The 15,389-nt window shown below is 68.6% G+C and carries 9 protein-coding genes; 1 reads left to right on the plus strand and 8 read right to left on the minus strand.

Features of this window, described 5'->3' with window-relative positions; translation table 11 throughout:
• Positions 1-285: 285 nt before the first annotated feature.
• A complete protein-coding gene (locus tag AC1RQC_RS14455) occupies positions 286-2,238 on the plus strand; it encodes a sensor domain-containing diguanylate cyclase (protein ID WP_492883778.1) in 1,953 nt (650 codons plus the stop codon).
• Between the two features lie 19 nt (positions 2,239-2,257).
• Here the strand turns inward: AC1RQC_RS14455 and AC1RQC_RS14460 are convergent, their stop codons facing one another.
• The 8 genes from AC1RQC_RS14460 to bcsD all read right to left on the minus strand — a co-directional run bounded on the left by AC1RQC_RS14460 (position 2,258) and on the right by bcsD (position 15,113).
• Complete coding sequence (locus tag AC1RQC_RS14460; RefSeq protein ID WP_441632494.1) at positions 2,258-2,590, minus strand: hypothetical protein; 333 nt, start codon at positions 2,588-2,590, stop codon at positions 2,258-2,260.
• 66 nt (positions 2,591-2,656) lie between these two features.
• On the minus strand, positions 2,657-7,093 hold the full coding sequence (locus AC1RQC_RS14465) for a cellulose synthase subunit BcsC-related outer membrane protein (RefSeq protein WP_492883780.1): 4,437 nt from the start codon (positions 7,091-7,093) through the stop codon (positions 2,657-2,659).
• Positions 7,066-8,292: a cellulose synthase complex periplasmic endoglucanase BcsZ gene (bcsZ, locus tag AC1RQC_RS14470; RefSeq protein ID WP_492371943.1), complete on the minus strand. Its 1,227-nt coding sequence runs from the start codon at positions 8,290-8,292 to the stop codon at positions 7,066-7,068. The genes AC1RQC_RS14465 and bcsZ overlap by 28 nt, the downstream gene beginning before the upstream one ends.
• Positions 8,289-10,556: a cellulose biosynthesis cyclic di-GMP-binding regulatory protein BcsB gene (gene bcsB / locus AC1RQC_RS14475; protein WP_492371958.1), complete on the minus strand. Its 2,268-nt coding sequence runs from the start codon at positions 10,554-10,556 to the stop codon at positions 8,289-8,291. Before bcsB ends, bcsZ begins: the two co-directional genes overlap by 4 nt.
• Before the next feature lie 200 nt (positions 10,557-10,756).
• Positions 10,757-13,024 carry a UDP-forming cellulose synthase catalytic subunit gene (bcsA, locus tag AC1RQC_RS14480; protein ID WP_492371942.1) on the minus strand — a complete coding sequence of 756 codons (2,268 nt, stop codon included), beginning with the start codon at positions 13,022-13,024 and terminating at the stop codon, positions 10,757-10,759.
• Positions 13,021-13,794, minus strand: coding sequence for a cellulose biosynthesis protein BcsQ (bcsQ, locus tag AC1RQC_RS14485; RefSeq protein ID WP_492371941.1), 774 nt, complete (start codon positions 13,792-13,794; stop codon positions 13,021-13,023). The genes bcsA and bcsQ overlap by 4 nt, the downstream gene beginning before the upstream one ends.
• The gene (gene bcsP / locus AC1RQC_RS14490; RefSeq protein WP_492883782.1) at positions 13,791-14,465 is read right to left on the minus strand and encodes a cellulose biosynthesis protein BcsP; all 675 of its coding nucleotides are present in this window, start codon (positions 14,463-14,465) and stop codon (positions 13,791-13,793) included. The genes bcsQ and bcsP overlap by 4 nt, the downstream gene beginning before the upstream one ends.
• A 63-nt stretch (positions 14,466-14,528) precedes the next feature.
• Complete coding sequence (gene bcsD / locus AC1RQC_RS14495) at positions 14,529-15,113, minus strand: cellulose biosynthesis protein BcsD (protein WP_492371939.1); 585 nt, start codon at positions 15,111-15,113, stop codon at positions 14,529-14,531.
• Between the last annotated feature and the right edge of the window lie 276 nt (positions 15,114-15,389).

Consider the following 15,389-nt stretch of genomic DNA (forward strand, 5'->3'; position numbering starts at 1 on the left):
CTTGGGAGTGCGGATGGGAGCCCTCGGTGGCCTCGCCCAGCCGCCGCAGGGCGACGGTCCACTATACCGTGGCGGCAATGGCTCGCCCACCCCCGGCGCGCCACTGTAACGTGCGGCGCCACACGCTGGCGGGCGCGGCCCGCGTGCGCCCATGCCAGACTCGCGCGGGGCTGGCGCTTGTGGTAGGGTTGGCGGGCCTGCAAGCCTGCCGAAGCCCGACTCCCGGCAACCATGCGGGCCGGCCGTCCAGAAGGCGCGCGCCGTCCCCCGACTCCGCCGGCTCGCATGCCCCAAGTTTCGCTTTCCCTGAAGGCGCGTCTCGCGCTGATTACCACGGCGCTTGCCGCCGTGCTTGGTACCGGCATCGTGCTGGCATCGCTTTATTACGCACACGACGACCTGCGCGCCGCGCTGCAAGACCAGCAGGACTCCATCGTCAAGCTAGCCTCGGACCAGCTCGACACTGCCATGGAAGACCGCATCACCCTGCTGTCCCATGTAGCGCCGCAACTGGCCGGCGAGCTCTCCCGCCCGGGCGCCGAGCTGCGCCTGCTGCTGGAGCGGCGGATTCCCGTGCCCGGCACCTTCAATGCGTTCATGCTGGCCGATGCCCAGGGCCGCGTGCTGGCCCGGGATGGCGTGCAGGTCAGCATTGCCGACCGCGACTACTTCCGCGAAGCCGCGCGCACCCTTGAGCCTGTGATCACCCCGCCTATCCGCGCCCGTATCAATGGCGCGACCGGCGTGCTGGTGGCGGTGCCCATCGTCTCGAAGCAGGGCGAATTCCTTGGCCTGCTGGGGGGCTGGCTCGACCTGTCGAGCGCCAACTTCCTGGTGGAGATCACCCACAACCGGCTCGGCACCACCGGCTTCTATTGCCTGGTATCGGGAGGGCGGATGCCGGTCTATGTGCGGCACCCCGATCCGGCCAAGGCCACGCAGCCGGCCCGCGCGCTGGGAGACACCTGCGGCGTCGACGACCGCAGCGGGCGCGTCGAGTTTCTCTCGCCCGCCAGGCCGCTGATCTCGCGCTACCTGATGGAGAGCACCGGATGGGAGCTGGTGGCGGTGCTGCCAGCGCAGGAGGCGTTCGCGCCGCTGCACGCCATGCAGGTGCGCTTCCTCGCGCTGGCGCTGCTGTCGCTGGCGGTGGTGGCCCTGCTGATCTGGCTGACGGTGCGGCATCTGCTGACGCCGCTCACGCGCCTGCACCAGGTGGTAAGCGATAGCGCGCACGACCTCGCGGCCTACGAGAAACTGCCAGCGCAGCAGCGTGACGAGATCGGCGATCTGGCGCGCGCCTTCGGGCAGTTGATGCATGACGTGCGCGAGCGGCGCGAGCAGCTCGACCTGAGCGAGCGCCAGTTGCGCGCGGTCACCGATACGCTGCCTGCGCTGCTGGCGTTTATCGGGCCCGACGAGCGCTATGTCTTCAACAATCTCGCCTACGAGCGGACTTTCGGCATCACGGTGCAGGCGCTGCGCGGCATGACCGTGCGCGAGGTGATCGGCGACACCCGCTATGCCCGCGCCCGGCCGTTCCTGCAAAAAGCGCTGGCGGGCAACGCGGTGACGTTCGAGACGGAAGAAAGCGATCCGGATTACCGCTGCATGGAGACCAGCCTGCGCCCCGAATGGAGCGCAGATGGCAGCCATGTGGTGGGCGTGCATGTGCATGTGCAGGACGTGACCCAGCGCAAGCTGGAAACCCTGCGGCTATCGCGCATCTCCCGGCTCGACCACCTGACCCAGTTGCTCAACCGCAACGCCTTCGAGGCGCTGCTGCAGGCCGCCATGGCGCGCAGCCGCGAAGACGGCCGGCTCATGGCGCTGCTCTACCTGGACATGGATCGCTTCAAGGCGGTCAACGACTTCCACGGCCACATCACCGGCGACCTGCTGCTGCAGGCCTTCGGGCGGCGCCTGCAGCGCTGCGTGCGCGAGCGCGACACGGTGGCGCGCCTGGGCGGCGACGAGTTCGCGGTAGTGCTGGAGGATATCGGCGGCGCGGCCAATGCCCAGCGCATTGCGCAGGCCATCGTGCACTCGGTGAGCCGGCGCTTTTTCATCGACGGGGTGTTTGCCGATGTGGATGTGAGCATCGGCGTGGCGCTCTACAAGGGCGCACCCATGCCGGACCAGGAGCTGATGCGCCAGGCCGATGCCCTGCTCTACCGCGCCAAGGCGGCAGGCCGGGGCCGCTTCGAGATGGGACCGCCGGAACTACTGGACAGCTGACTTAGCTCGCCTGGCTGACTTACTTGCCTTCTTCGAACGGCACATGCTTACCGTCGCGCGACTGATAGCCCAGCTTGGTGTCCGCGCCCATCATCCGCTCCCATGCCACCATGGCATCCGCCACGGCTTGAGGCTCGCCCTTGAACACCAGCACGTCATTGCCGCAGTTCGGGCACTGCCCGCCAAACACGGCATCGATGCCGCGCAGGTTGGGGGCGTCGATGGCATCGAAGGTACTGAACGCCGTCTTGCACGCGCCGCACACCAGTTGCGCGGGCCGCATGCCTTCGAGCCGCGCGCGGGCCTGGCCGGCACGCTCTGCCTGGCTGCCCCGTTGTTTTGCTTCACCCATGATGGACTTCCTTTGCGCAGCCGCCTGGCTGCGCTTCACTTGATTGATTCATCCGTTGCGCGCCCCTCAGAACGGCGCGGGGCCCACGGCCGACTGCGGCGCCACCGGCGGGAACGCGATCAGCCCGGTCTGGCGCTGCAACGCGTAGCGCACATAGACGCCGGCATACCACTGGCGATAGTCGCGCGCGTTGTCGATGCCAAGCATGCCGCCGACAAACAGCTGCTGGGCCGCCTGGTACTCCATCGAGCCAACCAGATTGTAGGCCAGGCCGGTCTTGGACTGGCCAGGATAGACGGTGTTGCCGGCCGCCGACTGGGCCGCTCGATCGGTCGGGAAATAGTCCGACGCATCCTCGCGGAACGCCTGCATGCCTAACGCGCCGCGCACATTGTAGGCCAGCCTGCCGCTGCGCCCTGCCAGCGAGAGCGGCACGGTCACGGCGAAGTAGGTCTGCGGGCTGAAGTAACCGCCTTGGCCGAAGGTGAAGTAGCGCAGGTTATCCGCGTACCCCATCGAGGTGAAGTTCACCCCGCTCATCAGGCGCTGCTCGGTGCTGTCGATCAGGCGCAGGTAGAACCCGCCACCGCCTTCCCAACGCGTGTTGCGCTTCACATCGTGGCCGGTCAGCAAGCCATAGCCGCCGTAGCCGTAGATGCCGAAGAAGCCATCGTCCCAACCCAGGTCGACGCGCCCGCTGCTGTTCATCACGCCCCCCCACTGCAGGCCGGTGCGGTCATCGCGCGCGCCCGCGTACGACAGCAAGCTGTCGGTGACAGGGCGGCGCGATGCGCCAAGCGACAGCGTGGTACGTTGCGTCAGCGGCAGGTTGAAGCGCACGCCGGTATTGACGTCGGTGTAGCGGAAGCCCAGCGGCGTGCTGCCAATGTCAGCCTTGATGCGGTCCGATTCATAGGCCACGCCCAGCGCCACACCAAAGGCATTCTGCTGGCCGGCGGAAGTGGACCGCAGCGGCGTGCCGGCCGAGTTGACGGGCGCGCCGCCCACCGGGACCGCCAGCGGGCCGCCGCCAAAGCGCGAGGCGCTGTTGAAGTCGCTGCCGACGGAGCCCGCGTCCAGCGCGACCGGTGTCACGCGCGCCACCAGCTTGCCGTTGCCGACGGCTATCTTGGCTTCGGCCACCACCTGCATCTCGGTGAGCTGGCTCATGCCGGAGTCGCCATTGCGCCCGCGTAGCACAGGGCCACCGGCGAGCGTGCTGGTGCGCTGCGATTCGATCTCGTTGAGTTCCTGCTGCGCAGTCTTGGGGCCGGTCGGGTTGGCCTGCGAATCGGCTTCGGCCAGCCAGGGCGCGCGCGACTGCGCGCCAATCGGCTGGCGCGCAGTCGCGGCGGGCACGGGTGCCGCCGCGTAGCCGCCGGCCGCCGGCGCGGTGTACTGCGCAGCGGGATACTGAGGTGCCATGGCCTGCTGCGGCACGGGATAGGGCACACCCGGTTGCTGGGCGACCTGCGCGTTGGCTGGATAGGCGGGGTAGGCCTGGCCAGCCTGACCAGTCTGATAAGCCTGATTGGCTGGATAAGCCTGCGCCGGCGCCTTGGCCGCGCGCGTATTCTTGCCGCGCGTGCTGGCGGGCGCCTGCATCGGCATCGGCATCGGCGCTTGCACCTGCTGCGCATAGTAGGCCTGCGGCTGCTGGATCTCCGGTGCCATGCCCTGCCCGGCGGCGGACACCGGCGCCGGGATGTAGGGTTGCGAGGCCTGTGCACCGGCGTTCATCATCACCGGCGCGGGCGCCATTGCCGGCTGGGGTGCGGCCGCGGCACGCGTGGGACCGGGCACGATCAGGTACGGCGCCTGCGACCCGGGCGGCGGCAACTGCGAACTGCCGCGCTGGCCGGGCAGGCCGACAAACGGGTTGGACGGCACGCGGTCGAAGCCCGCGCCATCCGGGCGCGCGCCGGCCGAGGCTATGCCCGCGGCATTCTCTGCCGCCACCGCTGCGCGGAAGTACTCGGCGGCGCGCGAGGTCTTGCCTTGGGCGCGGTAGAGCCGCCCGGCGGCGGTCAGCACCTTGGGCGATCTGGGCGCCTGCGCCAGCGCCATCTGCAGCGTGCCTTCGGCCCAGCTGTACTCCTTGGCAGCGGTGGCGGTGCCGATCGCCGCCAGCATCAGGTCAAGGTTGCGCGGATCCTTCTCCAGCACGCTCTCGTACAGCGTCAGAGCCTTCTTGTTCTCGCCCGCCTGCGCGTACATGCGCGCCAGGCTGGCGCGCACGGCGCTGTTGCCGGGGCGCTCGGAGAGCGCCGGCGCCAGCATGTCGTAGGCAGCCACGAGGTCGCCGCTCTCGGTCAGCGCATCGGCCTGGCGCACGATGTAGGCGACCCGCAGGTCGTCATAGTCACGGCGCTGCGAAGCACTCAGGCTGGCGTTGGCGAGCTGGCGCAGCACACCGGCCAGTTCCACGTCCTGCCTGGTCTTGAGCAGAATGGCGGCGTACTGCAGTTGCATGCCGACGTCCGGGCGCACCGTGCGGCCCATGACGTTGCGCATCAGCGAGAGCGCACGCGCCTCGTCACCCGCATCGGCGTAAGCCAGCGCCAGCGCGCCGAGCTGGTCGGGGTCCTGCTGGGCGTAACGTTCCGCTTGCTGCAGCACGCCCAGCGCCGCGGCCTGCTGCCCGGCGGCGGCGAGCCCGCTGGCTCGCTCGGCTTCGGCGTGCACCCACAGGCGGCGTTGCAGGGTGCCCATGTCGCGGGTGCGGCTCTGCGGGGGAATGCGCTCCAGCGCTTCAAGCCCGCTTTGCCAGTCGCCGGTTTCGGCGGACAGCAACGCGCTGGCATACAGCGCGTCCGGCATATTGGGGTTGGACAGCAGCAAGCCGTCCATGACGCTGCGCGCCTGCTCCTTCAAGCCCATCGACGCATAAGCGCGCGCTACATCCAGGCGCACCCAAGGGTTGGTCGGGTCGGCCGCCATCGCGTCTTCCAGCGCGCGGCGCGCGCCGGCGGCATCGCCGCGCTGCAAGGCGGCGCGGGCCTGGCCACGCGCCTCCTCGGCGCGCAGCTTGCCCAGCGAGCCGACCTTGTCCTGCTGGGCGGGCGTCAGGTTCTGCACGATAGCGAGCGCTTCCGCGCTCTTGTTCTGCGCCGCCAGCACGCCAACCAGGCCGCGCGTAGCGTCGGGGTTGTCGGGCTGCTGCTTGAGCACGCGACGATACGCGGCTTCGGCCGGGGCGTACTGGCCTTCCTCGGCCATCACGTCGGCCAGCGCCACCTGGGCGGAAGGCTCGCGCGGGTCGAGCTTGACCGCTCGCTCCAGCAGGCTGCGCGCCTCGGCGCGGTTGCCCGCGCCGCGCGCGGTGCTGGCCTGCTCGGACAGCAGCCAGTACGTGGCGCTGTTCTGTGCGCTGCGGTAGCGGCCGCCGGCACCACGCTTAGCGGCCTGGTCGAGGAAATCCAGGGCCTCGGCAAACTTCTCCTGCTTGAGGCGCAGCACGCCCATGCCGCCGAGCGCGTCTGCGTCGCCGGGGCGCTCCTGCAGCGCGGCCTGGAACCGGTCACCGGCGCGTTCGAGGTCGCCGGCATCCATGGCATCGAAGCCTTGTTGCACGATCTGGCGCACGGGGTTGCCAGCGGCGCCTGCCGCTTGCGTGGCTTGCTGCTGTTGCTGCTGGGCCTTGACCGCGTCAAGCTTGGCGCGGATGGTGGCGTCGTCGGGATGGCTTGCCAGCCAGGCCTGGTACAGCGGCGCATCCGCCGGGCGGCCGCCCAGCCAGGTCAGCGCCCGCCGCCAGCTCTCGCTGGCCTGAGCAGCTACGTCACTGCTTTTAGACAGCGCCTCCAGCTGGCGAATGCCGTCGCGGCGCGTGGACTCGCGATAGGTCAGGTGCTGCGCCAGCGCGAGCTGCGCGCGGTTGTCCGACGGATTGGCACGGGCCAGTTGCTCCAGGCCCTTGCGGGCTTCATCCCAGCCCTGCGCCGTGCCGCCCAGCGTCTGGTAGTACTCCAGCGCCAGGTTGCCTTGCGGCACCGCGCCGCCCGCGGCTTGCTGATAGCGCTTGACCGCTTCCTCGCTCTGGCCGCTGCGCGCCAGCTGGCGCGCCTGCTCGACCTGCCGGGTCGCGCCGCCGCTGCTGATCACCTGCGTGAGGCGCGCCACCAGCGGGGAGTTGGGCTGGGCCTTCTTCAAGCGCTCCAGGTAGGTGCGCGCGCCATCGGGGCGGCCCGCCTCGGCTTCGGCCACGCCCATGCCATACAGGGCTTCCGGCTGGGCCGGATTCAGGCGCAGGATCTTCTGCCACGCTTCGGCAGCGCGGTCGCTGCGGCCGCGTTCCTGCCAGTACTTGCCCTGGTCCACCAACAGCTTGACCGGGTCTTCCTGCGCCGTGGCGGCCGCGGCGAACGCCGTCAGCAGGCTCAGCACCAGCGTCTTGGCACGCAGGCCCTTGCCGCGCGCGGTGTCCGCAGCAATGTGCTGCCCGCTCGCCGAGCGGGGGGTGTTCGCGCGTCCGTTCATGGCCGGGCGCTTGCGGTTCGACATGTCTTCTCCCACTCCAGCTCCAGTTGCCCCGAAGGCGCGAACCGGTAGCGGCCTTCGGCAAAGCCGAGGCCGAATAATCCCAATACGGTGTCGTAGTACGTGGCGGCGGATTTGCCCGTGGCTGAGTCGATCATCGTCTCCGCCCGGGTGCGCTGCACCGCGGCCGCCGGCGATCCAGCCGCCTGCAGGAACGGCACCAGTGCGGCGGAGAAGCCCGCCGGGCCGTCGCCGTCCACTGCGCCGCTGTCGGCGTGCATGCGCTCGGGCGGCGCGGCGCGTCCCGCCATGCGCTGCGCCTGCGGCGCCAGTGCCTTCATCAGCATGCGGCCAGCGGCGTCACCGCGCGGTGTCACGCCGGCCCACAGGTAGACGCGGATGGCGTCATAGCTGCTGACGTCGCCCTTGTCCGGGTCGGTGAGAAAACCGGTGCCGGCCGCGTCGCTGCGGTAGGCCGACCAGTCGGGCACGATGCCCTGTTTGGCCACTGCGTCGACCAGCTTGCCGGCCTGCGTGGCGAGCGTGCCCCACGGGCCGGACGGCTCGACAGCGGCCAGGCGGCGCAGCAACGGCACCGGCAGGTAGCTGGCGTTGAGGCGCCACTGGCGCGGGCCATCGGCATTGCCTTGGACAAAGCCCTGCGGCGCCGGCAACAGCATGGTGCCAAAGCCGGGCAGCGACACCACCTCTTGCTTGGCCACCAGCTTGAGCAGCGCGCGCGCCTGCTCGCCATAACGCGGCTGCTTCCACAACCGTGCAGCTTCAAGCAGCGCGAAGGCGAACCACAGGTCGGCATCCGATGCGGGGTTGGCATCGATCACGCCCCACGAGCCGTCGGCCCGGTGGCCCCACTGCCAGGCGGGCAGCTTGTCCTGCAGGTTGCCCGCGCCGAGGTTGGCAACGCTCCATTGCCACAGGCGGTCGAAGGTAGCGCGGTCGTTGGCCATCAGGGCGAACACCATGCCGTAGGACTGGCCCTCGGAGGTGCTTTGCTGCTCCTTGGTGGACGGGTCGAGCACGCGGCCGTCGGCCTGCACGAAGCGGGACAGGAACTGCTGGTACAGCGGCCACGCACAGGCAGCCTGCGGCGATGCCTTCGGCGCTGCGGCATGCGCCAGCGCGGGCCAGCCACCCAGCACCCCGAGCGCGCCCAGGCCGGGCAAGCCCGCGATCCATCGGCGGCGTGTGCGGTTCACGCTCACTTGTGTTCCCCCAGCTTGCGGCGCGCGGCGCGCGCCCGCAGCGACAGATACATCAACACCGCCAGCAGCAGCGCAGCGCCGCCGATCATCAGCACCATGACAAGGGGGCGCTGCGATAGCCACCACTGCACATAGGTCCAGGGCGGCAGCTTGCCCACATGGTAGTTCTGCTGTGCCGCCAGGCTGTCGATCTCTTTGCCGCGCACCAGCGCCAGGCTGCCTTGCACCTTCGTGACCCGGTCGGGATCGAGCAGCACCTCGGTCACGGTCTGCAGGCCCTGCGGCGCGTTGCTGGTGACGGCCACCACACTGCGCCCGGACGCCAGTGGCGACTCGAAGGCGCTTAGCGCGGCATCGGTGCTGGCGCTGCTGATCGACATGCGCGTCTCGACCGGGTGGTTGCGCGTGCCATCCGCGCCGTTCCACCAGCCCGTCACGGCGGAGACCAGATCGGTCAGCGCAAAGCGCTTTTCATTGCCGGCCAGCGTGACCGGCATGCGCTCGGCCCATTGCGTGAAGAGCGGCTGGCTCTGCGTGGTGCCGATCACCAGCAGGTCGCGCGCGGCCTGCTTGTCGACCTGCGCGGCGCCGCTCACGGCCACTCCGGTGGCGGGATAGCCGGTGGACTCGCCCATGCGCCCCATCAGCGTGAGGTAAGTCGAGTAGTCCTCGGCAGCGGGCTTGTCCGGCAGGATGACCGCGGTCTCGGAGAGGTCGGCCATGCGCGTGAAGGGGAAGCCACTGTTGCCAAACACCGCCAGGTCAGGCAGCGCGATAAAGTGCGGCAGGCCGGTGATGTTGATGGTCGAGTCCGGGTCGATCGCGCCCTTGACGTTGTCCAGCATCACGTCCTTGCACGCGCCCTGCTTGAGGTAGTCGTAGTAGAAATGGAACTGCAGCTGCGACTGCGCGGGCAGCATGAACAGCGGCAGCGCGATGCGCTCGTCGACCGGCACCGAGCCATCCGGCAGCACCTTGGCCAGCAACTGGCTGGCACGGCCCTCCTGGTTCTTGACCGAGCGCAGCGCGTAGGCGCGCAGGAACTGGTTGCTCACGCTGATGTTGAGGGTGGACTTGTCCACCACCGGGCGCGGCGTATAGCGGTACTTCAGGTCGATCGGGATGCCCTTGCTGCGCCAGCCGAACAGGTCGGGCGGCAGCCGGAAATTCACCCGCACCAGGTCCGGGTTGTAGCCCGAGACATTGAGGTCGCGCACTTCGGCTAGCTCGCCGAAGCGCACCGGGCGGTCGCTGCGGATCCAGTTGGGCGCGTCGTAGGGCACGCGCGGCGCCACGTCGTCGAGCTTGTTGATGGTGGCGCTCTGCCCGGACAACGCGCGCGCGCCGAGCGTGAGCGCCTGCGCCGCGGTCTTGAGCTCGGCGCTGTCGCGGCCCATCACCAGCAGCAGCTTGCCGTTCGCATCGCCCGGATTCGGCACCACCGCGATCGACGGCCCGCCGATGGCGGGCACCTGCACGCCGGCGGGCTTTTCCTCGTTGGTGACGAACACCACCGCATTGCCGGTAGCCGGTACCTGGTTGAGCGTGGCGGCAAACGACGCACCGCGATAGCCGGCCAGCGCGCCGAACCATGACGAGACCGTGCCCGCGGCTTCCAGCGTAGCCGTCGACGGCGCACCAGCGAACACAAAGGGCAGCCTGAGGCGGCTAACGTCACGGCGATCGAAGAACGGCAGCGGCAGCAGCGCCAGGTCGTTGGCCAGCGCCACCGGCGTAAGCGTGAGCTCCAGCACGCTGCTGTTGCCAACGGTGGCCCACAGGCTGGAGTGGAAGGGATCTTCGCAATCGGTGGTGTAGTGGCCGATCAGCTGCAGGTTGAGGCGGTTGAACTCGGTGATCAGCCGCGGCTCGATCGGCACATCGCGCTCCAGGCTGGTGCCCGCGGTGTCCTTGGGCACCGGCACGGCGCCGGCAACCTCGCCGTTGACCATCACGTTGATATGCGACAGCGCCGGTATCAGCGCGGGCGAATACGTGTAACGCAATTTCAGGCGCGCGCCAGTCACGACCTCGTCGGCGCGGATCGAGAACGGCACGCCGTTGATGGCGTCCACGCCACGCAACTGGAACGGCGCGGTGGCACCCAGCTGCTTGAGCGTGAGCTGCACGGTGCGCGCGCCGCTGCGGGGCGCTGCGGCGGCGGCCTGCGCCGCCACCCCGGCGGGCGACTGCGCGGCGACCGCGTCGCGCGTGGTGTCGGGCACGCCGGCGCGCTGGGCGCCGGCCGGGGTCACCGTCAGCATGGCGAGCGCGAGCAATGCGCTAAGGCGGGTCGCGGCGGGCAGGCGCGCGGTGCGGTGCGCGGTTGAGCGCGCAGGCGTGCGATCGGTCAGGCGTGGTGTCTTGGTCAAACGCATTCTCTGTCTTTTTGCCAGTGGTCCGGTGCGTGTTCAAGCCGCGACCCGAACCGTTGCGGGACGCGGCGCTGGGCCGACGAGGCCGATCAACGGGTGGAAGCGCCAGGTTCTGGACGGCGCAACAATTGGCGCATCTCGCGCCCAAGGTGGAACATCACGTTATGGAAGCCAAGCAGGCCAATGCGCAGGATCTGGCCGGCGGCCAGCCCCGGGGCATCCGGCCGCTTGCGGCCCCACGAATCGATCCACGCGTCGGCTCGCGCGAAGGTGCACTGCACGAAAGCCATCTCCTCGCGCGGGCTCATTTCCGCCAGCTCCAGGCCGGTGTGCGTGTCGCCCTGGAACACCACCTTGGCGGGGAACATGTGCTCGTCGTTCTGCAGGTAGAGCGAGATCTGCACCTGCTCGCCCACGGCGGCCTTCATGCCCGGCGGCAGCCGCATGCCGATGCCGCCCTCGGCGAAGTCGATGGTCTCGCACACCAGCGTGCGGCCATCGGGAAAGTGCAGCGTGGCGGGCAGCTTCATCGCCACGCGGTGCGCCACGCGGATCTGGCGCGTCTCGCTGGCGACCGCAATCGAGGCGCCGAGGATGATCAGGTTGTAGAACGTCCAGATCAGGTTGAGCACCACCGTGGTGGCCTCGAACTGGTTCCACAGGAACAGCCGCAGGAAGCCCACCACCACGCCCAGCAAGTTGAACAGCAGCAGCACCAGGTAAGGCCGCGAGATCACCCAGTCGAAGTAGGCTTCCTCGATCACGCCGCCCTTGGGCGTCACGTTGAACTTGCCGGCCGCGGGGTTGACGAACGCCACCAGCACAGGCCGCATGATGTACCACGCCAGCACGGATTCGTAGACTTCGTTCCAGAACGAATGGCGGAACTTGCCCTGGATGCGTGAGTTGGTCATGTTCGCGTGCAACAGGTGCGGCAGCGCGAAGGTGGCAATGGTCAGCGCCGGGGCCTGGATCACGTGGGCGCCGAACAGCAGGTACGCCAGCGGCGCCGTCAGGAACACCAGCCGCGGCAAGCCGTAGAAGAAGTGCAGCATGGCATTGAGGTAGCACAGCCGCTGCGGGATCGACAGGCCCGGCCCGAACAGCGGGTTGTCCACCCGGCAGATCTGCGCCATGCCCCGGGCCCAGCGAATGCGCTGCCCGACGTGGCCGGAGAGGCTTTCCGTGGCCAGCCCCGCGGCCTGGGGGATCGCCAGGTAGGCGGTGCCGTAGCCCTTGCGGTGCAGCTTGAGCGCGGTGTGCGCGTCCTCGGTCACGGTTTCCACCGCGATGCCGCCCACTTCCAGCAGCGGCGCGCGGCGGATCACGGCGCACGAGCCGCAGAAGAAGGTAGCGTCCCACAGGTCGTTGCCGTCTTGCACCAGGCCGTAGAACAACTCGCCCTCGTTGGGGACTTCCTGGAAGGTGCGCAGGTTCTTCTCGAACGGATCGGGTGAGAAGAAATAGTGCGGCGTCTGCAGCATGGCCAGCTTGGGGTCCTTGAGGAACCAGCCCATGCTGATCTGCAGGAAGGAGCGCGTGGGAATGTGGTCGCAATCGAAGATCGCCACGTACTCGCCGTGCGTGCCCTTGAGCGCTTCGTTGATGTTGCCTGCCTTGGCGTGGCGATTGTGGTTACGCGTCACGTGGGTGACGCCGACCTTCTCGCAGAACTCGCGGAATTCCTCGCGCCGGCCGTCGTCCAGCACGTAGACGTTGATCTTGTCGCGCGGCCAGTCCAGCGCCATCGCCGCGAATACCGTCGGCTTGACCACCGACAGCGGCTCGTTGTAGGTCGGGATGAAGATATCCACGGTCGGCCAGCTCGCGGTGTCCGCGGGCATGGCCACCGGACGGCGCTTGAGCGGCCACGCGGTCTGGAAGTAGCCCAGCATCAGCACCACGAACGCGTAGATCTCTGCCAGCACCAGGCCAATGCCAAAAGCGGAGTCGAACCAGCCGCCCAGCCCCACCGTTTCTGTCAGGCGCCAGTACATGTAACGGCTGGAGGCCGCGATCGACAGGATCACCATCATCAGCGTGGCGAGGTGGCCCTTGACCCGGTTCAGCCAGACCGCCAGCCCGAAGCACACCGCGGCAAACCCGACCTGCTGCCAGAAATCCAGCGGCACCGTGATGACCAGCGCAAACATGAACAGCCCGGCCAGCAACGCCAGCCCCCGCGCCACAGCGCTATCCCAAAAGGGAAGCTCGACGAAGGTGTTGCCGAAACGCTGCAACGCGGCTGACAGCGCATTGGGCTTGTCGTTGCCCTTGCTTTTGACCTTGTCCTTGTTCTTGCCCTTGGCCCGCGCGCCCTTGGGCGCCGCGGCGGCTTTTGCCTTGGCTGGCTTCACGCGGCTTCTCCGTGAGCGGCCAGCGCCTGGCGCACCCATGCAGCGCAGCGCTGCAGGTCGTGCGTGGCCTGGCTGTGAGGGTTGTACTCGAGCACGCTGCGGTCGTAGGCCAGCGCCTCTGCCACCGCCTGGTCCTGGTGGATCACGCCCAGCACGCGCTCGCCCAGCTGGGCGCGCAGCACCTGCACCACGTCCTTGCCGAGCTGACGGCTCACGTCGACCTGGTTGATCACCAGCATATGGCCCAGGTAATCGGGCCGGCCCTCGCAATAGGTGCGGATCAGGTCTTCCATCAGGGGCATGGTGGCGTAGGACGCGGCGTCCGGCAGCGACACCATCAGGCACAGCAGCGCGCATGACAGTGCCTGGCGCATGTATGGCGACGGGCCCGGCGGCGTATCAATCACAACGACATCGTCGCGGCCCAGGCCAAGTCCGGCAAGCTGGGCGCGCAGCCATCCCGGATGGGTAGAGAGGTGCGCTTCAAACGCAGAGCGGTCCGTCTCGTTGAGCGAGCCGAACGGCATGACCAGCACACGGGAGCGGCCCTTGTACATGCTCTGCTGCCATGCTTCTCCGGCCAGCGTGGCGCGCGCATGCCCGGCAACTTCCTGCGGCGGCATGCCGAAATGCAGGCGCAGCGCATTCTGCGGATCCAGGTCCACGGCGAGTACGTTCTCGCCGGCAACCGCCAGCGCTTCAGCCAGGTTGGCCGACAGCGTGGTCTTGCCCACGCCGCCTTTGGCCGAGACAACAGCAATGATCTTCACGAGCGATTCAGCCGATCTAGAAAGGAGCGGCGCGCGGGTGCGCGCTCGCTGGTGGTGGCCGGCTCCTGGCGGCCTTCGAGGCGGGCGAACACCTTGGATAATTCGGTGTCGGCGGCGCGGGCTGGCTCAGCCGCCGACACCGCGGGCGCCGCCGGGGACCAAATGCGGGCCGGCTCGGGCTCGGGGGCAGCGACCGGGTTCGCTACGGCTGCGGGTTGGGGCGACGCTGCGGCAACTTCCGGCGTTGATCGCGGCATCGAGGCCGACGTCACCGGCGCCATGCCTTCCGGCGTGCGGAAACGCGGCATCATCGCCGAGGCGGCCGCGCCCGTTGCCGCCGGTGCGGCCGGGGGAGCAACCTGAGCGGCAGGAGCCTCGGCGGCGCGAGCCGGCTCCGCGGCAGGTGGAAGCTCGCCTGCCGGCAGGGCCGCGCGCCACAATGGCGCAGGCGGCGCGGCCGGCGCCGCTGCCGTGCCGGCAACGTCATGCGCAGGCGGCGCGGCGGGCTGCACAGGTGGCACCACGGCAGCGCGGTCGACCCGCACGGACGTCAGCAGCGGCCAGCGCTCGCGCGCCTGCGTCGCCGCGTCTTCGCGCACGATCTCTTTATATGACTCCGCCTTGCCGCCGAAACGCTGGAACAGCTTGGACAAATCGTCGGATTGACTCATGGGATCTCACTCACGCAAGGCAGTACGCCGGCGCGAAAACTGCCGCAAACGGCGGACGGCACTTCAACGCCCGAACCGGAACTCCACGCATCCGGTAGCATCGATCGGTGTACTTTGGCTGACCCGCAGGGTCTCGGACGAGCCGAGCATACGGAACCAGTGCTGGTACGCCCCCTCCAGAAATGCCGGCGACCATGTGTCGGCTCCGTCTCCAAGCGCCGCGTTCAGCGGCGCGCAGAAATGCCGGACCACCAGGGCCCCCCCCACATCCTCGATGCTGGTCCAGCCCCAGTCCACATCCAGCCAGATCTGGGCGACGGCGCGCTCCAGCTCGGCAAGCGTCGCGCAGGCGCCAGGATCGAAACGCTTGGCAAAACGCGCGCCAACGCGCCACATCACGGCGCGCAGGCCGGCCACGTCCATGGACTCGGATAGTTCTTCGGCGAGCGCCGACAGTACATCACGCCATTGCGACGAGCAATGCCGCTCAGTAAGATATTGCAGAATTGCTTGATTCACCCCGAGATCCTGTTTTAATTGCTTACAGTCAATACTCTTCTTATTGTTGGAGCGCCATTTTCTTACCAACCCGGCGATCTGGGCAAATGCTTTGCGAGCGACAATGGCTATGTCCCATCCTCGCAACATCCACAACGGCAGCCCCCATGCCCCGATCCGGAGGATTTCCCGCGCGGGTAGGCGCCACGGCCTTTCGCGGGCAGCCCAAGCCTGACAGTTTCCACGTCATGAGGGAACCCACCCCCTTCTGAAGCGGGGAACACTTCACATTGCCAGCCAAATGTCTCTACATTATCCGGTAAGGCGCTGTTGCCGGGCAGCGATGACCGCTCGCAGTGCCATTCTGGCTCGATAAATTGCAGACCAGTGCATGTTCTCCCAGCGGGGATATCGCGCGGCTTAGGG

This window comes from Cupriavidus sp. GW822-FHT03E04, from assembly GCF_058801495.1.

Bases quoted from the DNA above. Each gene is read 5' to 3' on its own strand.
- AC1RQC_RS14455 (WP_492883778.1), top strand. From the start codon at position 286: ATGCCCCAAGTTTCGCTTTCCCTGAAGGCGCGTCTCGCGCTGATTACC.
- AC1RQC_RS14465 (WP_492883780.1), bottom strand. From the start codon at position 7,093: ATGTCGAACCGCAAGCGCCCGGCCATGAACGGACGCGCGAACACCCCC.
- bcsD (WP_492371939.1), bottom strand. From the start codon at position 15,113: ATGTTGCGAGGATGGGACATAGCCATTGTCGCTCGCAAAGCATTTGCC.
- AC1RQC_RS14460 (WP_441632494.1), bottom strand. From the start codon at position 2,590: ATGGGTGAAGCAAAACAACGGGGCAGCCAGGCAGAGCGTGCCGGCCAG.
- bcsB (WP_492371958.1), bottom strand. From the start codon at position 10,556: ATGCTGACGGTGACCCCGGCCGGCGCCCAGCGCGCCGGCGTGCCCGAC.
- bcsP (WP_492883782.1), bottom strand. From the start codon at position 14,465: ATGAGTCAATCCGACGATTTGTCCAAGCTGTTCCAGCGTTTCGGCGGC.